Annotated in this window: 12 protein-coding genes; 11 read left to right on the plus strand and 1 reads right to left on the minus strand. The window is 61.9% G+C overall.

Annotation, left to right across the window (positions count from 1 at the left end):
- The first annotated feature begins 9 nt into the window (after positions 1 to 9).
- The 7 genes from VFV96_00495 (at position 10) to VFV96_00525 (ending at position 10,668) form a co-directional block, all read left to right on the plus strand.
- Positions 10 to 987, plus strand: a complete 978-nt coding sequence (locus VFV96_00495) for an alpha/beta hydrolase (protein ID HEU5068874.1) — start codon at positions 10 to 12, stop codon at positions 985 to 987.
- 52 nt (positions 988 to 1,039) lie between these two features.
- On the plus strand, positions 1,040 to 2,485 hold the full coding sequence (locus tag VFV96_00500; protein ID HEU5068875.1) for a sulfatase: 1,446 nt from the start codon (positions 1,040 to 1,042) through the stop codon (positions 2,483 to 2,485).
- Between the two features lie 126 nt (positions 2,486 to 2,611).
- Positions 2,612 to 5,308, plus strand: coding sequence for a sulfatase-like hydrolase/transferase (locus VFV96_00505; protein HEU5068876.1), 2,697 nt, complete (start codon positions 2,612 to 2,614; stop codon positions 5,306 to 5,308).
- Positions 5,305 to 6,282 (plus strand): dihydrodipicolinate synthase family protein, encoded by a 978-nt coding sequence (locus VFV96_00510; protein HEU5068877.1) that lies wholly within the window; start codon positions 5,305 to 5,307, stop codon positions 6,280 to 6,282. The genes VFV96_00505 and VFV96_00510 overlap by 4 nt, the downstream gene beginning before the upstream one ends.
- A gap of 65 nt (positions 6,283 to 6,347) precedes the next feature.
- Positions 6,348 to 7,679 carry a DUF3748 domain-containing protein gene (locus VFV96_00515; GenBank protein HEU5068878.1) on the plus strand — a complete coding sequence of 444 codons (1,332 nt, stop codon included), beginning with the start codon at positions 6,348 to 6,350 and terminating at the stop codon, positions 7,677 to 7,679.
- A gap of 82 nt (positions 7,680 to 7,761) precedes the next feature.
- Positions 7,762 to 8,919: a hypothetical protein gene (locus VFV96_00520; protein HEU5068879.1), complete on the plus strand. Its 1,158-nt coding sequence runs from the start codon at positions 7,762 to 7,764 to the stop codon at positions 8,917 to 8,919.
- A gap of 96 nt (positions 8,920 to 9,015) precedes the next feature.
- Entirely contained in the window at positions 9,016 to 10,668 is a 1,653-nt protein-coding gene (locus VFV96_00525; protein ID HEU5068880.1) for a sialate O-acetylesterase, read from the plus strand.
- Between the two features lie 88 nt (positions 10,669 to 10,756).
- Here VFV96_00525 and VFV96_00530 read toward each other — a convergent pair whose 3' ends face one another.
- The gene (locus VFV96_00530) at positions 10,757 to 12,937 is read right to left on the minus strand and encodes a polysaccharide lyase family 8 super-sandwich domain-containing protein (GenBank protein HEU5068881.1); all 2,181 of its coding nucleotides are present in this window, start codon (positions 12,935 to 12,937) and stop codon (positions 10,757 to 10,759) included.
- Positions 12,938 to 13,119: 182 nt separating this feature from the next.
- Here VFV96_00530 and VFV96_00535 point away from each other — a divergent pair, with 182 nt between their 5' ends.
- From VFV96_00535 to VFV96_00550, 4 genes are all read left to right on the plus strand, one after another.
- Complete coding sequence (locus tag VFV96_00535) at positions 13,120 to 14,298, plus strand: DNA-binding transcriptional regulator (GenBank protein HEU5068882.1); 1,179 nt, start codon at positions 13,120 to 13,122, stop codon at positions 14,296 to 14,298.
- A gap of 223 nt (positions 14,299 to 14,521) precedes the next feature.
- Complete coding sequence (locus VFV96_00540) at positions 14,522 to 17,554, plus strand: immunoglobulin domain-containing protein (protein ID HEU5068883.1); 3,033 nt, start codon at positions 14,522 to 14,524, stop codon at positions 17,552 to 17,554.
- Positions 17,555 to 17,597: 43 nt separating this feature from the next.
- Positions 17,598 to 18,395, plus strand: coding sequence for a prepilin-type N-terminal cleavage/methylation domain-containing protein (locus VFV96_00545; protein ID HEU5068884.1), 798 nt, complete (start codon positions 17,598 to 17,600; stop codon positions 18,393 to 18,395).
- A 198-nt stretch (positions 18,396 to 18,593) separates the two neighbouring features.
- Complete coding sequence (locus VFV96_00550) at positions 18,594 to 21,950, plus strand: discoidin domain-containing protein (protein HEU5068885.1); 3,357 nt, start codon at positions 18,594 to 18,596, stop codon at positions 21,948 to 21,950.
- The last annotated feature ends 285 nt before the right edge of the window (positions 21,951 to 22,235 follow it).

Genomic DNA, 22,235 nt, shown 5'->3' on the forward strand with positions numbered 1-22,235 from the left:
ATTTCCAACATGCGAATTTCAAAGCTCGGTATATTCATGGCGCAAATTTTGTGCGGCGGCTGCGTGCTGCTGGCCGGCGGCCTTGCGCACGCCCAGACGGCAAACCCAACGGTGGTTCCGCTTTGGCCGGATGGACCGGCGGAAGGCCGGGACTGGCACGAAGCGGAGCTGATGGATGATCGCGGCAATGCGGAATCCCACGACCGCCGGTATCGCAACATCACGCAGCCGGACGTCGAAATTTTTCACGCGGCGCACCCGAACGGCACCGGCGTGCTGATCATGCCCGGCGGCGGCTATTATTACGTGGTCATGGACAAGGAAGGCCGCGATGTCGCGCGCTGGTTCAATTCGATTGGCGTGACGGCTTTCGTCCTGAAGTATCGGCTGCCGAACACCACCGCGCACCGGTTTGGAGCGGAAATTCCGCTGCGCGACGCCCAGCGCGCCTTGCGTTTGGTGCGCCGTCATGCCCGTGAATGGGAGGTGCTGCCCGATCGCATTGGCACGATTGGTTTTAGCGCGGGCGGACATCTGGCGTCCACGCTTGGCACGCACTTTGACGCCGGCGATTCGACTGCGGCAGACCCGGTGGAGCGCGTCAGTTGCCGGCCGGATTTTCTGATGCTGGGCTACCCGGTGATTTCCATGGAGGCCGGAATCACACACGCGGGTTCGCGTCATGAATTGCTCGGGACGAATCCGCCCAGCGAGCTCGTGCAGCGCTTTTCCAACGAATTGCAGGTCACGACCAACACGCCGCCGGTGTTCCTCTTTTGCGCCACGGACGACGCGGTGGTGAAGGTGGACAACAGCCTGCGTTTTTACAACGCGGCCCGGGCGGCGCAGGTGCCGGCCGAATTGCACCTCCTTGAAAAGGGCGGACACGGCTTTGGCCTGCGCGCGAACAACCGCGCCGGGGTCAGTTGGCCGCCGCTGGCTGAATCCTGGCTGCGCGAACGCGGTTTTTTGCCGGCCCAACCATGAAATCAACCAACCGTTGAAAGTGATTTTGCACGCTGCATATTTCAGAAAGCTATTGGCCCTGGGCTTGGTCTGTCTGGCGGGCGGGTCGCGGATGGCCGCGTCGGCGGCGACCAACGAGCGTCCGAACATCGTGTTCATTCTCGCCGACGATCTGGCGTGGAACGATCTCGGCTGCACGGGCGGCCGGCTTTGGGACACGCCCAATTTGGACCGGCTGGCCGCGCAGAGCCTGCGCTTCACGGAGGCTTACGCACCCGCGCCGATTTGCTCCGCGTCCCGCGCGGCGCTGCTCACGGGCCGGTCGCCCGCGCGATTGCACCTGGAGTTTGTGACAAAGGGGAAGGGCGTGACGGTGAAGGCGGCCGGACTGCCGCTGCGGCCGCCGCCGTTCACGGAATTGTCGCTCGGCGAAACCACTTACGCCACGGTGCTCGATCGGGCGGGCATTCACACCGGGTTCTTCGGCAAATGGCACGTGGCGCAACATTACCAGCGTTACCTCGGCTGGAGTCCCACGCGCGGTCCGCGACAATTCGGTTTTGAAGAAGCGATTGAAGATTTTGGCGGACACACTTATGGCGCGCTGGCCGATGCGCCGGTCGAGGGACCGACGAACGTGCCGCCGGGCGAGTTCCCCGATGATTCCATGACGGACAAGGCCATCGCTTTTCTGGAAGCCAATCGCGCGCGGCCGTTTTGCCTGACGATTTCGCACTTCTTTGTGCATGAGCCGGTGAAAGCGCCGGCGCGGTGGCTGTTTGAAAAGTATCAGCGAAGATACGGCGACGGTAACCCGAAGCATGCGGCTTACGGCGCGTTCGTCGAAACGCTGGATCACCACATCGGCCGTGTGCTGGCCGCGCTCGATCGGTTGAATTTGAGCCGCAACACCGTGGTGGTGTTTACGTCCGACAACGGCGGCGCCCCGGGCTACGCTGCGCTCGCGCCGTTGCGCGGCTGCAAGTGGTCGCTTTACGAGGCGGGCGTGCGCGTGCCGCTGATGGTGCGCTGGCCGGGCGTGGTGCGGGCAGGCAGCCGGTGCGACACGCCGGTGATCGGCACCGACCTGTTCCCGACCTTCGCCGAGATCGAGCAGGCGAGCCTGGACCCGGGCATCGCGCTCGACGGCCAAAGCCTGTTGCCATTGCTGCGCGGCGAACCGGCCGGTCATTTCGCGGATCGGGACATGTTCTGGCATTTTCCGTATTACACGCCCGAACCGCCGAAGCGCGGCGTGCGACGGCCGGTGGGAATCAATCCGCCGCCCGATACGTTGTTCAAGCCCGCCTCCGCGATCCGGCACGGCGGCTGGGTGCTCGTGCATGATTACGAAACCGATCGGGACGAGCTTTATGATCTGACTGCGGACCCGGGCGAGCAACACGACGTGGCCGCCGTGCATCCGGAAGAAGCGCAGACGCTGCGCACGCGGTTGATGAATTATTTGCGCTCGGTGCAGGCGCGCCTGCCGGAGCCCAATCCGGGGGAGAAGCGGTGAATGTTTCACCGGGCCAGTTTGGGTGAGTGCGCTGAGGACGCATTTTGGGCAACGGGTTCAGCGAGTCGTGACGCCGTCGCCGCGTGCGTGGTAAACCCGCCGAAGCTTTAAGAATTTATGAGATTCATGTTTCGATTTCGAGTGGTTGGGGTGGAGTTTGGTTGCCGCCGCTGGCTGCTGACCGGTTTGCTTTTGGTTTTCGCGCTGGCGTCGCGGGCGGCGGAACCGGCGTCGCCGAAGTGGAACGTGCTGTTCATTGCCGCCGATGATTTGCGCTGCGATCTCGGTTGCTACGGCAATCCGTGGGTGAAGACGCCCAATTTGGACCGCCTTGCGGCGCGCGGCCGTTTGTTTGCGCGGGCCTATTGCCAGCAGGCGTTGTGCAATCCGTCCCGCGCTTCGCTCATGACGGGACTGCGCCCCGATCACACCGGGGTTTACAACCTGACCACCCACTTTCGGCGGGCGCATCCGGACATCGTCACGCTGCCGCAGCTGTTCAAGGAAAACGGGTATGAGGCCGTGGGCATTGGCAAGATGTATCACAATCTCAACACCCGGCCCGCCGGTGACCCGTTGTCCTGGAGCCGGCCGCAAGTCATGTATTGGGGCAACCATCGCGTGGACCAGCCGCAGGCACCCGGCTATACGAATGTGCCCTTTGCCGAGCTGCCGCCGGCCCAGTGTTATGATGTGCCCGACGAGGCGTATCTCGACGGACGCATTGCGGCGGCGGCGGTGCAGACCCTGCGCGAGCTGAAGGACAAACCGTTCTTCCTTGGCGTGGGTTTCTGGAAGCCGCATCTGCCTTACAACGCGCCGAAGAAGTATTGGGATCTTTATCAGCCGGCGGATTTGCCGCCACCCACGCCCGGCGACTGGCCGCTCGGCGCGCCCGATGTGGCGAAGCACAACTCACCCGAGGTGCGGGGCTATTTCGGCGTCCCCAAACAAGGACCGCTTTCCGCCGCGCAATTCACGCATCTGCGCCACGGTTACCTGGCCGCCATCAGCTTTCTCGATGCGCAGGTGGGCAAAGTGGTGGATGAACTCGACCGGCTGGGGCTCGCCGACAAAACCATCGTCGTGCTGTGGGGCGACAACGGTTACGAACTCGGCGAGCACACGCTGTTTGGCAAGCTGTCGAACTTTGAACTCGACGCGCATGTGCCATTGATCATGGCGGTGCCCGCCCAGGCCAGGCCGGGCGTGACCAGCCGGTCGCTGGTCGAGCTGGTGGATCTTTACCCGACGCTGGCGGACTTGTGCGGTTTGACGCCGCCGCAGCCGTCGGATGGCGTGAGCCTGCGCCCGGTGCTCGATGACCCGACCAAGACGGTGACTGACGGTGCGTTGACCCAGCATCCGCGTCCGGTCACCGAGGGGCGCTTTGAGACGATGGGCTATTCGCAGCGCACCGACCGCTTTCGCTACACCGAGTGGCGCGACTGGGAGACGGGCAACGTGGTGGCACGGGAACTTTATGATCAGGTCAACGATCCCGGCGAAACGGTGAACCGCGCCGACGATCCGGTCTTTGCCGCAGAGGTCAAACGTGGCGAGCAATGGCTGGCCGCCCACGTCAGTCCACGCGTGGTTGACACAAATCAAAATGCCCCTGCGGCGTCGTTCCCACCCACACCCAAGGGTGACGCGCCAACACGAACGGTGCCGGGCGTGGTGATTGATCATCAGCCGGCGACGTCCGGGCTTTACATCGGTTCGCCGAGTCTCGTGCTGTTGCCGGATGGAAGCTATGTGGCGTCGCACGATTTTTTTGGACCGAAGGGGCGCGACCGGGAGCGCCCGCAGGTCGTGGTGTTTCGTTCAACGGACCGGGGCGCTTCCTGGCAGCGCACGGCCCGGTTGGACGGCCTGTTTTGGGCCAGCCTGTTCGCGCATCGTGGCGCCCTGTATCTGCTGGGCACCGACCGGGAATACGGGCGCATCGTGATTCGGCGGTCGCGTGACGGCGGGGTTACCTGGACAGAACCACGCGGGGCCGCGACGGGCCTGCTGACGGCGACGGGACAATACCACACCGCGCCGACACCGGTGGTGGTGCATGCGGGACGATTGTGGCGCGCCTTCGAGGACGCCAGCAACGGCACCGAATGGGGCAAACGCTTTAGCGCCGGGATGTTGTCCGTGCCGGTGGATGCGGACCTGCTCAACGCGACGAACTGGACGTTCAGCAATTTCCTCCCGCGGGATCCGGCGTGGTTGGGCGGGCAGTTCAATGCCTGGCTGGAGGGCAACGCCGTGGTCGCCCCGGCCGGACACATTGTGGATGTCCTGCGGGTGGACACGCCACATCCGCCCGAGCGGGCCGCGTTGGTGAATCTCAGCGCCGATGGGCGCACGGCGTCATTTGCCGCCGACACGGGGTTTGTGAACTTCCCGGGCGGCGCGAAGAAGTTCACCATTCGCGCCGATCCACGCGGCGATGGTTACTGGGCGGTCGCGTCCATCTTGCACGACTTGCCCGACGAGGTGCTCCGGCGCGCGGTCCCGGGCAGCATCCGCAACACGTTGGCGCTCCTGCACAGCGCGGATTTGCACCAATGGGAGGTGCGCCGTGTGCTCCTGCATCATCCCGACCGCAGCCGCCACGGTTTCCAATACGCCGACTGGCAGTTTGACGGCGATGATCTGGTGGCCGTGTGCCGCACGGCGTTCGACGACGGGGAGGGTGGGGCGCACAATTTTCATGACGCCAATTTCCTGACATTTCACCGTTTTAAGGATTTTCGTTCGCCCCGGGACACCACGGCGGCCGCCGCGGCACCGGGGTTGAAGACCGCCACGCTTGAGAAACCATGAACACACCATCCCGCAATATTCTGGCAGGCATCGTTCCACCACTCGTAACGCCTTTGCTCGGGCGCGACCAGTTGGACGTTGCCGGTTTGGAACGCCTCGTGGAGCACGTCATCGCGGGTGGCGTGCATGGCCTGTTCATTCTGGGAACCAGCGGTGAGGCACCGAGTCTGAGTTACCGGTTGCGGCGCGAGGTGATTACGCGGGTGTGCCGGCAGGTGGGCGGGCGGGTGCCCGTGCTTGTCGGCATCACGGACACATGTCTCGTGGAAGCCGTCGGGGTGGCCCGTCAGGCCGCGGACGCGGGAGCCGATGCGTTGGTGACTTCGGCGCCGTATTACTTTCCCGCCGGACAGCCGGAACTGGTGGAGTTCGTGCGCCGGCTGGTGCCGGAGCTGCCGCTGCCGCTGTATCTCTACAACATGCCGCAGATGACAAAGGTCCAGTTTCATCCCGAGACCATCCGCCAGCTTGCGGAACTGGGTGGCATTATCGGATTGAAGGACAGTTCGGGCGATTTGAATTATTTCCGTCAGTTGGTCGAGGTCGCGCGGGAGCGGCCGGATTGGCGGCTGTTCATGGGCCCGGAGCATCTGCTCGTGGACAGCCTGCGAGCCGGCGGCCATGGCGGCGTCAATGGCGGCGCTCAAATTGAGCCGCGCCTGCTGGTCGAATTGCTCGATGCCGTGCGCAACGGGGACGAAGCACGCGTGGCCGCTTTGCAGCAACGGCTGTTGCGGCTCGGAAGAATCTACACGGTGGGACAGCACGCCTCGACGGTCATCAAGGGCATGAAGTGCGCCTTGTCGTTGCTGGGCATTTGCAGCGATGAAATGGCCGAGCCCATGACGCGTTTTGGCGGGCCGGAGCGGGCCGTCATTCGCGAGGTGCTCGTTGAACTCGGCCTGCTGTCCGGGGCGGAACTGCCCGCGGCACGCCGTGAAACAGCCGAACCGCCGGCCGTGGTGGCCTCATGAAGACGCGTGGCCTGATGGCTTTGTTGCTGTGCCTCGGGGCGGGTTGCGCCAGACTTTCGCCGGTGATGCCCGATGTGAACCAGGCCGGCCTCGGCACGGAGCGCCAAATCACGCACGGACCCGGCGGTCGCATTTTGACGAACACCGGCGTCTGGTCGCCGGATGGCGCCTGGATCGTTTACGACACGCGCAGCGATGCGGCGGGCGATGTCTTCGACGGCCGGACGATCGAGAGGGTCAACGTCCGGACCGGCGAGGTGCGCGAGTTGTATCGGGCGCAACACGGCGCATGCTGTGGCGTGGGGACGTTCAACCCGCGCGCCAACGAAGTGGCGTTCATCCTTGGTCCGGAGAACCCGACCCCGGACTGGCAATATGCCGCGTGGCACCGGCAGGGGGTGATCGTGAACGTCGCGTCGCCGGGCGTTGTGCGCCGGCTGGATGCCCGGGACTTGACACCGCCCTTCACGCCCGGCGCCCTGCGTGGCGGCACGCACGTGCATATCTGGGATGCGGCGGGTGCGTGGGTCAGCTTCACTTACGAAGATGCGTTGCTGGCGCGGTTTCGCGCGGCCGGTTCCACCAACGACATCAATCAACGCAACGTGGGCGTCAGCGTTCCCGGCCGGCCGGTGCGGGTGGCACCGGACCACCCGCGCAATCACGACGGCGAATATTTCACCGTGCTCGTTACGCAGACCTCCGCCCGGCCGCGGCCCGGTTCGGATGAAATCCAGCGCGCCTGTGAAGAAGGCTGGGTGGGGACGAACGGCTACGTGCGCGCCGACGGGCGCCGGCAGCGGCATGCGCTCGCCTTTCAAGGCACCGTGGTGACGGCGGCCGGCCGCGCCGTGCCGGAAGTATTTGTTGCGGATTTGCCGGACGACTTGACACACGCGGGCGCCGGGCCGCTCGCCGGGACTGAATCCCGCGCGCCGTTTCCGCCGCGGGGCGTTGTTCAACGGCGGCTGACGTTTACCACCGCGCGCCGTTTTCCGGGGATTGAAGGTCCGCGTCACTGGCTGCGGAGTTCACCCGATGGCACGCGCATCGCGTTTCTCATGAAGGACGATGCGGGGGTGGTGCAGTTGTGGACGGTATCGCCGAATGGCGGTGCGGCGCGACAGCTCACGCACAACGCGTGGCCGGTCGCGAGTGCGTTTACCTGGAGCCCGGACGGCAGCGCCATTGCGCACGTCATGGACAACAGTGTCTGCGTCACCGATGCGGCAACGGGACAAACCCGGCGTTTGACGCCGCGCAGCGACGCGGCAACGGCGCCTCGTCCGGAGGCCTGTGTTTTTTCGCCGGATGCGAAGGAGATTGCCTTTGTGCGCCGTTTGGTCACGGCGGGGCGGTCCGACAATCAGATTTTTGTTGTCACGGCCGGGCCGTGAACTCCGCGCACGCCGGCAGCCGGTGACTGTCTGTCTCGGCAAAGAGGGCGGCACCAGAATACTTGAAATGAGGACAAAAATGATGAATCACAATTTCGCCGCATCGGCATTGGGGCTCCTGCTCGCGCTGGGGGGCAGCGCGACCGCTTCGCCATCGTCTGTTTCGTCCGACCTCGTGTCCGGGCGTCCAACTGATTCAGATTCGGCGGCGCCCACGGCGGCCATTGCGGTCCGCTGGTCGGCTGAGCGAGCGTGGAACTGGTTCACCAACCAGCCGCTGCCGATCGGCTTCAATTACGTTCCCGCCAATGACATCAGTTACACGGAAATGTGGATGGATTACGGATTCGACCCGGCGCGGATTGATCGCGAGCTGGCGCTGGCGCAAAAGGTCGGTTTCAACTGTCTGCGCGTCGTGCTGTCGTATGTGGTGTGGGAAGCCGAGCCGGAGGCATTTCGGCAGCGGTTCGAACGGTTTGTCTCCATCTGCGCCCGGCGGGGCATCAAAGTGATGCCGATTTTTTTCGATGACTGCGCCTTCGGCCCCATCAAGGATCCGGTCTTTGGCCCGCAGCCTGCCGTGGTGCCGGGCTGGTATGCCAACGGCTGGACGCCCAGCCCGGGTCACGAACGCGTGCGGGACCCGAAGCTGCGTCCGTCGCTGGAGCGCTTCGTGAAGGATGTTTTGAGCGCGCATCGGGACGATCGGCGCATTCTTTGTTGGGACCTTTACAATGAACCCGGCAATTCCGGCATGGGCGAGGCGTCGCTGCCGTTGGTGCGGGAAGTGTTTCGCTGGGCGCGCGAGATTAATCCCGCGCAGCCCATCACGTCGGGCATTTGGGGCCCGCCGACGGCGATCATTCAATTCATCCGGGAACAATCCGACCTCATCACGTTTCACAATTATTCTCCGGCGGAGAATCTGGCGCAGGAAATTGAGCGCCTCAAGAAGCTGGGTCGGCCAATCATCTGCACGGAATGGATGAATCGCCCGAGGCATTCGACAGTGCAGACCTGTTTGCCCGTGTTCGTGCGCGAAGGCGTCGGCGCGCTGGGTTGGGGACTGGTCAATGGCAAGACGCAGACAAATTTGCCGTGGGGGCATCGCCCTGGACCCGCGTATGACGGGCCGTGGCAGCACGATTTGTTTCGCCCGGATTATTCACCTTATGATCCGCAGGAAATTGAACTGTTTCGGCAGACAATCCAGCGCGTGAGCGGCGGCAAAGCGGAATGATGATATGCAAATTCTCCGAACGGGCGAACTCGTTCCATGCGTCCGCCAAGCCGCAGACAACTTGGTGCGAGCGAACCGCAATGAACTTTAACGGATATGCAATACTGTGTCCTCAAATCCATCGGCGCCGGAAAGCGGCGATTCACCCTGGTCCTCACCGGCACATTTCGGCCAGACGCTTTCACTCAACGGAACGAGGCCGCGTCCCGTCGCGGAACGAATCGCTGGGCCGTTGTGTTGCTGGCGTTGATGCTGGTGGCCGGTTCCGCGCGGGCTGAGGTGAAGTTGCCCGCGCTTTTCTCGGATCACATGGTGTTGCAGCGCGGCGTCGCGGTTCCCGTCTGGGGCTGGGCCAGGCCGGGCGAATCCGTCACCGTGGCCATCGCGGGCCAGACCCAAACCGCCCCGGCGAATGCCGAGGGCAGGTGGCGCGTCACGCTCGATGCGCTCAACGCCGCGGGGCCGGTCACGCTGACGGTCAAGGGCGACAACACGCTCACCGTGAATGATGTGCTGGTGGGCGAAGTCTGGCTGGCGTCCGGGCAATCGAACATGCAACTGCCGGTCAATGCCGTGTCGAATGCGCCCGCGGAAAAGGCCGCAGCCAATTATCCGCGGCTGCGCATGTTCACCGTGGCCCGGCACCCCGCCGCGCAGCCGCAGGAAGATTGTCAGGGGCAATGGGTGGTGTGCAGCCCGGAGACGGTGGGCAATTTTTCCGCCACCGCGTATTTCTTTGGGCGCGACCTGCAACGGGATTTGAAAACGCCGGTGGGCCTGATCAATGCATCCTGGGGCGCCACGCCGATTGAAACATGGACCAGCCTGAAAGTGCAGCAGCAACACCCGGAACTGGATCCGATATTCGCGTTCTGGCGGGAGAAAATGCGCGTGCCGTTCGACGCGGCGGCCGCCCAGGCGCAGCACGAACGCCAGATGGCCGCCTGGAAAGCGCAGGCGCAAAAAGCCCGGTCGGCGGGGCATCAACCGCCGCCGGCGCCGGTCATGGCCGTGAATCCGCGCCTGGACAAAAATCATCCGGCCAATTTGTTCAACGGCATGATCGCGCCATTGATTCCCTATGCCATTCGCGGGGCGATTTGGTATCAGGGGGAAAACAACGCGAATCATGATTTTGGCAGCCTCTATGCCCTGCAGTTGCCGCTCCTGATTCGGGACTGGCGCGCGCGCTGGGGCGAAGGGGATTTTCCGTTTGCGTGGGTGCAACTGCCGAACTACAAACCGCGCACCGAAGACCCTGGCGCTCCGAGCAATTGGGCGGTGGTGCGTGAAGCCATGCGCAAAACCCTGGCGCTGCCCAATACCGGCATGGCGGTCATCATTGACGCGGGCGAGCCGAAAAACATCCATCCCAAGGACAAACAAATCGTCGGCCAACGGCTGTCGCTTTGGGCGCGGGCAGAGGTTTATGGCGAGAACATTCCCTATGCCGGTCCGCTGCTGGCCGGTCATGAGATGCGCGGCAATGAAGTCATGCTCGCCTTCACCCACACGGATGGCGGCTTGCTGGCCAGGGGTGGCGATCTGAAAGGATTCGCCATCGCCGGTGCGGATCAGCAATGGCACTGGGCCCAGGCGCGCATTGCGGGCGACCGCGTGATCGTGTCGCACCCGGACGTGAAAGTTCCCGTGGCGGTGCGTTATGCGTGGGCGGACAATCCGGACTGCAACCTTTACAACGGAGCCGGACTGCCGGCCTCGCCCTTCACAACCGATGATGCGAACTAAAATTCAATTCGCGCGCCGGCACCGGTCAGCATGATGCTGGCCGCCGGTGTGGCATGAAACCATGTCAAAGGATCTGACGGGACGCGTTTCAGTCGTCCAATTCTTGCGAGGCACTGGAACCGGCATCCTGGCCAACCGGTAAATCAAGATAGGTGGATTTGCCGGCCATCTGCACCTCGACCGTCAAAGGCGTTTTTTGCGGGTTGGCGACGGTGATTTGAATGCGATTATTTTTAAGATGTTGCGCCAGAAGCAAGCATGGCTGATTCACCTTGATGGGGCCGAGGGGAGTTTCGATGCCACCGGCCGACCAGAAGGCGACGGCGACCAGTTTGTTTGAAGGGGAATAGACAGCTTGAACATTCTTACGGTTGGACAGGATGCTGAGTCTGAATTGGCCGGCGAACTCCCGCATTTGCTCCAAGGTCACGTCCGGCAGGACGAGATATTCATAGCTGGCGTCGCGGCAGCCGGCACCGTGATCGATCCACAAATTGAAGACCGGTTCTGTCACCAGTCCGTCCCCTCCCGTTCCGCAGTCCGACCAACGGCCGCTCTGGTTCGTGTTGGACAGCACGACCGCCTCGCCCTTCGGAAAGAGGTAGCCCGTGCGGTTGTGATAAACCCACTTTAATGAATCTGCGACATGACGTCCGGCGGGCAACGGTCCGGCCGATTCATTGTCGAACACGGGGCCTGTGAGGCGGGCTTGGTTTACACTGGTAATAACCGGGTGACCGTTGGTGATGGTGATGCCCGTTCCGAGGCAAACGTAGGCGTTGTCAAAAAAGAACCACGCCTTCCTTGCCTGCAACGCGCCGCGCCTCAAGTCCATTGCGCACAACCCGTAGGTTCCGTCGCTGACGCCACCCACAAACCGACCCTCGCCCCGCGTGCCGACCGGGCGCGGTCCAATTGTGTTCATGTTGGCGGCTTGTTCCGCAGTGGTCCCCGGAATTTTCTGCCAGTCCCAGCACGGAAAAATATCCTGATACTCATGGCCGGTCAGATAAAGGAAATTGGCGCCGTCGGAAAGGTGATGCGAAAGACGGCCCTCGCCGTTGACGATCTCGGCGTTTAGCGTGCGCTCCGAAAACATTTTTACCGAGGTCATGAACGTCTTCCGGCGATGCACCATATAGTCCGAGCACCAGAAATGTTTGTTGCCAGTCAATGGTTCCGCCGTCGGATCCTGGGCGAGGCGGGCGGCCCAGCGAGCGTATTCCTGCTGGCGCCGGCCGGGCAGCGTTGCGAGCAGGCGGGTCACATTGCCCAGGCTGTAGGCGGCGCCGGCCGGGGAGATGGGCCCGCGGGACCATTCCCGAGGCGCGGCCGTGATGCCCGGGCGGGTGATGATGCGACTAATGCTGCTGTAATCGAGCATGTCCGCCCAGGTGATCCAACGCAGGCCGTCAAGCATGTAACGATCGAACAGCCTGCGTCGCGCGTCCGAGATGTGGAACGGCGTGCCCCACGAAATGTAGAGAAGCCGGCCAACATCATTGGCGTAAAACAGTCCGTAGCCGCCGCTGTAAAGTTGCGGGCCGTGTTGATGGAAGCTGAAATCAGGCTGGATGCCCTCGTGCTGGCTGGCGGCGTCGGCAAAACGCACTTCCTCATAAAGCCGGTCAAAGGCTGCTTGTGTGGTTGGCGGTGACTTTTCCAGGGCGCCCAGGATCACCTGATTGAGGGCGGCCCACGTCAGATTGGCTCCGGTTGCACCTTCCATGCGGGAGCGTTTCAATACTTTGATGGCAGCCGCCAGTTCTGCGGGCGGCAGATGATCGCGCATCAAGCAGGCAATCTCCCCCGTCAACTCGGGGATGCCGATCTGGTTCCACCACCAGTTGGGGTTTTGCGCGTCCGTGTCTGTCCATGCCTTCAGGGCGGCCACGGTTCGGGCGGTCAGATGCGGGTCGGGCTGACCGGCATCCTGCTTGAGCCGGGCGGCTTTCGCCATTGTCAACACGCGTCCGAGATGCGTGCCGCCCATCCAGGTCGAGCGGTTTTGATCCTGATAATCGAGATCCGGCCAGCGGCCGTCGCCGTTCATGGTCTGCTCGTATTGCGCCGCGATGGTGCGGACCTGTGCGATGTCCGGCATCGCCGTAGGCAGCACGGAACGCACGAAGTGGTCCACCAAAACTTCGAGTGGACGCATGCTGGCATCCTGTGATGGGTCAGATTGCGCGTGGGCGGCACCGGGCTTCACCAGCATCAAGGCGACGGCCGCGACGATGGTCAGCGCTGGAAGAAGGGCTTGTTTCATGAAAGGATCACTGCTGCGCCGATGGCAAGTTGACGAAAGCATGCCATCGAAATTCACCGGCTGTCACGCCAGGAAACGAGCCAGGCCCGGAATCTGTCTCAGCCGGCGCAGAAGTGGCTTGCTTCCCCGCGTGATAGTTGCGATTACCCTCGCGCCACAACCCCGTTAAAACTGTGCCGAACGTGAGTATCCCCAGAGTCGCCTTGTTGATCGAGAGTTCGCGAAACTACGGACGCGGAATTTTGCGCGGCATTGCGCAATACGCTCACGTGCATGGGCCCTGGTCGTTTTACGCACAGGAACGCGAACTGCACAGCGGGATTCCGGCGTGGCTGCGAAATTGGAAAGGCAACGGCATCATTGCGCGCATTGAGGACCGGCGGATTGGCCGGTCCCTGTTGAAGGTCGGCTGCCCGGTGGTGGATGTGCTCGGCAGCGTGCGCTGCGAGGGGATCCCCGGATTCGACACCGATGCCGAGGCGGTGGCCCGCATGGCGGTGGACTTCCTCATTCAGGCCGGCTTCCGACATTTCGGGTATTGCGGCTACCGGGGAATTCCTTTTTCAGATCGTCGCGAGGCGGCGTTTGCCGCACAACTTGCCCGACGCGGCCAGAGCGTCCGGGTGTTTTCGCGCCTGCCCGCGGGCGCGCCCGATTCGCACATTCAAGCCGTCGAGCAACGCGGGCTGGAAATGGAAAAAGCGCTTGCAGGGTGGCTGCGCAAGCAGAAGTGGCCGCTGGCGTTGTTTGCCTGCAACGACATTCGTGCCCAGCAAGTGCTCAACGCGTGTCGCGAAGACGGCATCAAGGTGCCGGAGGAAGTTGCCGTCATCGGCTTGGACAACGACGACGTGCTCTGCAATCTGTGCGACCCGCCGCTGACCAGCATCGAGCCAGACGCCGAACGCATTGGTTACGAAGCTGCGGCCCTGCTTGACCGCATGATCAAGGGCTTTCGTCCAAAACCCGGCGTTACGCAGGTTCCGCCCGCCCGCATCGTTGAACGCACCTCCACCGATGTGGTGCCCATCGAGGACGAAGTTACTGTCAGGGCCGTGCGCTTCATTCGCGACCATTTTAGTGACGGGATCGCGGTCAAGGATGTGCTGCGGCACGTTCAGCGTTCCCGGACTGATTTGGAGGTTCGCTTTCGCCAGTGGCTCAAGACCAGCGTGCGCGGTGAAATCCAGCGGCGCCGCATGGACCGCGCATCTCAGTTGTTGCAACAGACCGATCTTGGCCTGGACCGCGTTGCCGAGGGGGCGGGCTTTGCCACTGCCGCCCACCTGTGCCGGCTCTTTCGGCGTCAATTTCACCAGACGCCAACCCAATACCGTCTCGCTTGTAAAATCAGACAATAGGATTGGCAAGCCTGCCAATTGCTTCATTTCCAGCCACCGGTCATCTTCCTAATGTGACCCATGAAAGGCTGTTTCCAAGCGCGTCGTCTGCTGGTGCGGAGGCGAACCATGACAGCGGGAAGTTGCACGCCTTGGGCGTCGTTCGTTTCGGGGGACTGCCGGCGGTTGCTGTGACACCAGTGCTCTTTTGCTCCAAACCCCATACCTCATTCAGATCCACACCATGAAAATAAAACTACTCGTGCTTGGCGTCTGCGCCGTCACCTTCACCTGTTTTGGCCAGGCACAAACGGCGCAGATCCTTTATTCGACTCCGGCCAACCCGACACGGGACAACTACACCGGTGGCCTGGGCTGCCAGTTTCGGGTCGGCCCCGCCAACGTGGTTGTTTCGCACCTCGGTGTGTTTGATGTCAATGATGACGGGTTGAACCTGGCGCATAATGCTGGCCTGTTCACTTCCAGCGGCTCGACCATGCTGGGAACCGTCGTGGTGCCCGCCGGCACCGGCGCTTATCTGACGAACGGATTCCGCTGGGTGCCGCTGGATCCGCCGCTGCTGCTGGTCAGCAACACCACCTACATCATCGCGGGCAGTGTGGTCACGAGCAGCGGCGACACTTGGCAGGATGCGTTTTCGCCGACATGGAATCCTTTCTTCGTTGGCACCAATGCGACAACGACCCGGCATGCGATGTATGGGCCGGGCGGCACCACGGCCTGGCCGCCGGCGTCGTTCAGTCAAAACGGCAACAACAACACCTACGGCAATGTCTCCCTGGCGTATATCGAGATTGATCAGGCCCGGGTGGGCGTGCAGCAGACGAACATTGCGCTCAGCGCGGGGCAAACGCTTTCCGTCCTCGGTTTTGCCAGTGGCGAGGCGCCCATCAGCTACCAGTGGTTCAAGGCGCCGAACACGCCGTTGACGGACCAGACGAATGCCACGTTGACGATTCTCAACACGTCCACCAACGACAGCGGGATCTACTTCCTCACCGCCAGCAATGCCCTCGGGGGCGCTCAGAGCGCGAATATTGCCGTGTCGGTAACCAGCTTTCCGGTCGGGATTACGCAGCAGCCGACGAGCCTGACGGTGTTTGCCGATTATCCCGCCACGTTTTCACTTTCCGCCACCGGTTCACCGCCGATTTCGTATCAGTGGTTCCGTAACGGTGATCCGATTGCCGGCGCGACACAAACCAACTATTCCATCTCGATGGCGGGCATTACGAACGACGGGGACGTATATTTCTGTGTCGCTTCCAACAACACCAGCGGCACGGCCTACACTGAGGTCAGCAGCAACGCCACGCTGACGGTCATCCCGAACCTGGCACCACCGCAAAAGTTCCTGCACGGAGCGAGGCCCAACACGGCAACGAACAACTTTGGTGGGCTGGTCGGCGGGACCATCGCAGTGGGGAACACACCGACGCTGGTGACGCACCTGGGTTATTACGCCGGCCAGTTCACGGATGCCGGCAAGACCAATGCGACGCTGACAATGGACCATCACGTGGGCATTTTCAGTGCGAACGGCAGCGTGCTCCACGGTTCGGTTGTGGTATCCAGCGGCACGCATGAGGTGATTAACGGCTACATGTGGGCGCCGCTCGATCCGCCTTTGGTGTTGTCCAACAACACCACCTACCTGCTGGTTGCAGAGACCTTTGCGGGCACCGATCCGTGGGGTGACACTTATGCGGTATCGGACCTGAACCCAAGTTTTGCCACCAGTTGCGCCGCAACTTACTGGGGAGCGGCCTGGCCGAACGCGGGCGCGGCCGGGTTCTACGCGGGCCAGATGTATAGCGCGCCCAACCTGGCGGTTTTGGCCCTGTCCACGCCCTCGGCATTCGTCGGCCCCACCACGGTCACGCAATACGTCGGCTTCAACGTGTCGTTGACTGCCGCCGTCGCAGGACAGGCGCCATTGACGTTGCAGTGGTTCAAGGATGCCGGCACGGTGTTGACCGGGCAGACCAATGCGACACTGACATTGAATGGCGTGAGCCTCGATGATTCGGGCGATTACTACGTGATCGCGACCAACACCGTGACCGGTGCCTCCGCGCAAAGTGCCCCATCGAGTTTGACGATCATTCCGGACGTAGGGCCGAGCCTCACGCAGGACATCGAGTCCGTCACGGCGTATGAGCATCAAACTGTGCGATTTGTTGCGGCGGCCGAAGGCACGCCCACTCTCGGTTTTCAATGGACGTTCAATGGTTCGCCGATTGCCGGTGCGACGAATCCCGTGCTGACATTGACGGATGTTTCCACGGCCTACGCGGGAAACTATCAGCTTGTCGTTACCAACGACTTCGGTTCCACCAACAGTGCGGTGGCTGGTTTAAGTGTGATCGTTCCGACATGGGGCAGCTATCCGTCGGCCGTGATGGGCACGAAGCTGTTGCTGTATTATCGCTTCAGCGATGTCAACAGCGGGTTCGGCATCGCGACCAACCAGGGTAGCCTTGGAATGGCGGACAACGGCGTGTATGAGAACTGCGTTGGCTCCGACGGACCATTGAGCATGTCCAACTTCGAAGTGGGCAATCTGGCCGTGGCGCCAACCTGGCCGTTCGGCGATGTGCAGGTGCCGCCGTTGGGCGTTTCGGTGAGCAGTGCGACCATCGCGGCCTGGGTTTACAAGAGCACAAGCCAGGACCCAAATTCGGCGATCTATTATCACCGGGGCGGCAATGTCTTCGGTCTCATCGTCAATACGAATGCGGCGACGGGGGCCGATGCGCTCCGTTACACGTGGAATGGCACATATTACAATTTTGACAGCGGGCTGATCCTGCCGACGAATCAATGGGCGCTCGTGGCGCTTACCGTCACACCAACCAACGCGAGCCTGTATCTCCAGGACGGCTCCGGCCTGCAGAGCACAAACAATCCCGCGTCGCATCCGCCTCAAACCTTCTCCGCCACGAATTATGTCGGCTGGGACACGGCGGGCGGCGACATCGGGCGCCGCTGGAATGGCATGATTGACGAGTTGATGATCTTTGATCGCGCCCTTTCATCCAGCGAGGTGAACGCGCTCTATCTCGGTGTGCCGGGCAGCGCAACGCTCAAACTTACACCGTCGGGCAATAACCTGGTGCTGACCTGGCCGGGCGGAAAGTTACTGGAGGCGGACGAAGCCACCGGGCCGTGGACGACGAACAGTGCCGCGACCTCGCCCTACCTGGTTTCGCGCACGGGCAGCCGGAAATTCTATCGCGTGCAATTACAGCCGTGAAATCTGACGGCGAAGAGAACATCACATGAATGATTCAAATGCCATGAAGTTGCCGGCACCCGGGCGGTGGAAGCCGCCCGGGGCCCGTCGCCGCGCGTTCACCTTGATCGAATTGCTCGTGGTGATCGCCATCATTGCCATTCTCGCGGCGATGTTGTTGCCGGCCTTGTCGAAGGCCAAGGTCAAGGCCCAGCGCATCCAGTGTGTCAACAACCAGCATCAAATCGGCATCGCGTTGACCATGTATGCCGACGATAACTCGGACTATTTTCCGACTTATCTCCAATGGGCTGCCTGGGGCGGGAAGAAAGGCAGCACGTCCTTGGAAGGTGGCAATATTCCGGAGGAGATGCGGCCGCTGCATGCCTACGTCAAGAACGTGGAAACCTTCCATTGTCCCGGTGACAAGGGCGACTCGCTGAAAGTCCTGGCCGGAACGATGCCGGCCGGGCAGCAATGCTTTGATGCGTGGGGCAACAGCTACGTGATGCCGTGGCGGGGCCTCAGTTGGGCCGTGCCGTCGGACTACCCATGGCTCGGCATTGAATGCATCGGTGGTTACAATTTTCCAGGTAAGGAAAAACCTGCGATGAAGGTTTCCGAAATCTCGCGGAACGCCACCCGGAAGATATTGACGATGGATTGGGCGGGCGCGCCGGACCGGACCATCGAGCAGGTGAGCACCGCCTGGCATTCCGACCGGGGCCGGGGCCTGTTCAACATTCTTTACGGCGACAACCACGTCGAAGGATACCTCTTCAAAGAATATGAACGGCTGGGGCCAAAATCCGACCTCAGTTACAACAGCCCGCCCGACCTGACCAAGCGCAACTATTGGTAAACAAACCTTGCTGACCCCATCGTGGAGTTCCTGTGCCATCGAAACCGTTTGTCCTGCGCGTCGCGGTCTTTTCCGATCCGCGCGTTCGGGTGCGACTTCCCGGAGTCTCGCTGTTTCCGCGGGACCGGCCGCCGCACATCCGGACACGTGCTGCAGGAGTCATCAGGCGCGCTCCGTGGGGCGCGACCTGGCCACGTTGTGTTGTTGACTGTTATGCTCCTTGCGGCGCTGCTGCTGCCGCTTCAACGTGCGTCGGCACTCGATGTGACATTGGATGGCGCGAACGTCGGACGCACCTTCGACGGACTGGGGGCGGTAAGTGCCGGTGCGTCATCGCGATTGCTGATGGATTATCCCGAGCCGCAACGCAGCGAGATTTTAGATTACCTGTTCAAGCCGGACTATGGAGCCGCATTGCAGCATCTCAAAGTTGAAATCGGCGGCGACGTGAATTCCACCGACGGCTGCGAGCCGAGCCATCAGCACAGCCGCAACGATACGAATTACAACCGTGGCTACGAATGGTGGTTGATGCAGGAGGCCAAGGCGCGCAACCCAGCCATCCAACTCGACTGTCTTGCGTGGGGTGCTCCGGGCTGGATTGGCGACGGCAATTACTGGTCGCAGGACATGGCGGATTACGTGGTGAACTTCATCAAGGGCGCCAGGCAGGCGCATGGCCTGGACATGGAGTTCACCGGCGTGCGGAACGAGGTGGTCAACAACACGAACTGGATCGTGACGTTGCGCAACACGCTTGATGCCGCCGGTTTGACGAATGTGAAAATCGTCGCGGGCGATGAGTGGGGCGGCACCTGGAAAATCGTGAACGATGTGCTCGCCAACCCTGCGGTGTCGAACGCCATTTACGCCATTGGTGCGCATTACCCCAGCCACAACGGTTACACGAGTCCGCCCGTCGCGCAGACGTTCAGCCAGCCGCTCTGGGCGAGCGAGGAGGGCATCGGGGGGGCGACCTGGGCGAAGGCGCTCTCGCTTGCAAAACTTTACAATCGTAACTACATCGTCGGTAAAATGACAAAAAGCGAGATTTGGAGTCCGGTCACGGCCTATTACGACCTGCTGGCTGCGCCGGGTTCGGGGTTGATGCGCGCCAATTCGCCGTGGTCGGGGAATTACACCGTCTCCCCCGCCATCTGGGCCACGGCGCACACAACCCAGTTCGCGGCTCCCGGTTGGAAGTATCTCGAAGGCGGCGGCAATGGCCTGCTCCCGGGCGGCGGCAGCTACGTCACGCTCAAGTCCACGAACGGCTCCGACTTCAGCATCATCATCGAAACTGCCGATGCCACCGTGGCCCAGAGCATTACATTCCACCTCACGAACGGCCTGTCGGCCGGCACGGTGCACATTTGGAAAACCACATCGTCACAGCCGTTCGTTCACGTTGGGAACCTGTCGGTGGCGGGTGGTTCGCTCACCATTTCGCTCGACGCGGGCTGCCTCTACACACTGACCACAACGAGCGGGCAGGGGAAGGGGGCGGTTGTTGCGCCTGCTGCAAAACCCTTTCCGCTTCCCTACAGCGAAGACTTCGATGGCTACGCCTCAGGCGCGACGCCGCGTTACTTTTCGGACCAGTCCGGCATCTTTGAGATTGCGCCCGGCGGGAACGGCGGGCAATGCCTGCGACAGGTCACCACCCAAACCGGCATTGAATGGGCCGCGCAGTCTTCGCCCTATACGATCCTCGGTGACTCCAACTGGCGCGACTACGAAGTCAGCACGGACGTCCTGCTGGAGACCAACGGAGCAGCGTATCTCTACGGCCGTATTGTGGGCATTCCCGGATTCTCCGATCCCACCCCGCGAGCCTATTGGCTCAAGGTGAATTCTTCGGGTTCATGGGAGTTGCACAGCTTTACCAATACGCTGGCGTCAGGCAGCGCTGGCTTCCCCACCAACGTCTGGCATCGCTTGAAACTCTCGTTCACAGGCAACAATATCAAGGCCTCTCTGAACGGCATCATTGTCGCCGACGTTGAGGACGGCTCCTTCGCAAGCGGGCTGGTGGGCCTTGGTTGTGGCCGACATGGCGCAAAGTTTGACAACTTCTTTGTGGCACCACGTCATCGTGGGGCGGAAAACCTGGCTCCTGCCGCCACTGCCACAGCCTCCAGTGTCTGGCAGAACGACAGCACTTACGCCGCGAACAAAGTCAACGACGGCGACGAGACAACCCGCTGGAATGCCGCAGCGGGTGATCAGGACGGCGCATGGTTGCAGTTGGACTTTGGCGGGCCGACGCTGTTCAACCGCACTTACCTCTCGCAGTTCGGTGACCGCATTGCTGCGTTCAAAATTCAATCGCTGACAGATTCGGGCTGGGAGGATCTTGTGGTTTCGTCCAGCAACCTGGGGCCAGCACGCGTGGATTTCTTCCCGCCGGTGACTTCAAGCAAGGCGCGGTTGCTCATCACCTCCGCTACGAACATTCCGTCCATTTACGAATTCGGCGTCTGGTATGAGCCGCCGACGGCGAATCTCGCACTTGCGGCCACCGCCTCTGCGTCGAGTGTCTGGAACAACGATCCTGCTTATGCCGCCAATCAGGCCAATGACAATAATCTTGCGACCCGCTGGAACGCGCATGCGACCAATGGCGTGAATTGCTGGCTGCAACTGGACTTCGGTTCGCCGGCAACCTTTAATAAAACGTCGCTGCACCAGTTTGACGACCGCGTAACCAGCTATGAAATCCAATACTGGACGGGTGGCACGTGGGCGACCGCCTTCGCCGGCGGGCAGCTCGGCAGCGAGCGCACAGACGTGTTTGCGCCGGTGACCGCCAGCAAGGTGCGATTCTACGTCACCGGCGCGACAAACATTCCTTCAATTTACGAGTTCCAGGTTTTCCTTGATCCATCGCTTGCGCGGTCAGTGTTCATCAATGAATGGATGACGCTGAATACGGTCGTCGCGGACCCGAAGGATGGCGATTACGAGTCGTGGTTTGAATTGTTCAACGCGGGCACCCAGGCTGTGGACCTGACGGGCTGGTATCTGAGCGGGAATCCGTTGAACCATTTCCAATTTCAAATTCCATCCGGCTACGTGCTCCCGTCGCATGGATATCTGCTCGCGTGGGCCGACAACGAGCCTGCGCAGAACCTTCCGTTCAACGGTGACCTGCATGTGAATTTCGATCTGGCCAACGCTTCAGTCCTCGGCCTTTACACGCCCGCTGGCGAGCAGATGGACCTTGTGGACCTTGCACCGCAAGCGCCTGGGCTGAGTTGCGGCAGCCGTGTGGATGGAACCGGGCCGATCTTGGTCACCGTCACGCCAACGCCGCGCGGGTCCAACAGTCAGATTAAAATTGCCTCCATTACGGCTTCGCGCTCCGCTGGTGTTTTGCTCGCCGGTGAGGGGATTCCGGAAGGCGTTCACCATATTTTGACCGCCAATGATTTGATTACGACAAATTGGATGGAATTGGGAACCGTCAACGCGAGGGCGGACGGTTCGTTCCAATTTATCGATGCGAACGCGGCGTCGGGCGCCGGCCGTTTTTATCGTGCAATTGCTCCTTGAACTAATGCGAGATCAGCGAATAACTGAAGCAGTAACCGATTCATTTGTGCCCAAGGGTTCGTCACCGGCCGTTTGCAACGTTCCGCCCGCCAAGACCGCTGCTCCCACCGAGGGCGCGGTGTGCGTGCGAGTGGAAGCTCTTGAGCTTCCCACATATCTCCCCGCTGCGCCGGACAAGAACCCGATGTTTTTGGAGAAGCGGGTGTATCAGGGGAGCAGCGGGCGGGTGTATCCGCTGCCGTTCACGGACCGCATTGCGGAGAAACCGGTCGATCGCAAATGGCG

The sequence above is a fragment of the Verrucomicrobiia bacterium genome (assembly GCA_035765895.1).
GTDB lineage: Bacteria > Verrucomicrobiota > Verrucomicrobiia > Limisphaerales > DSYF01 > DSYF01.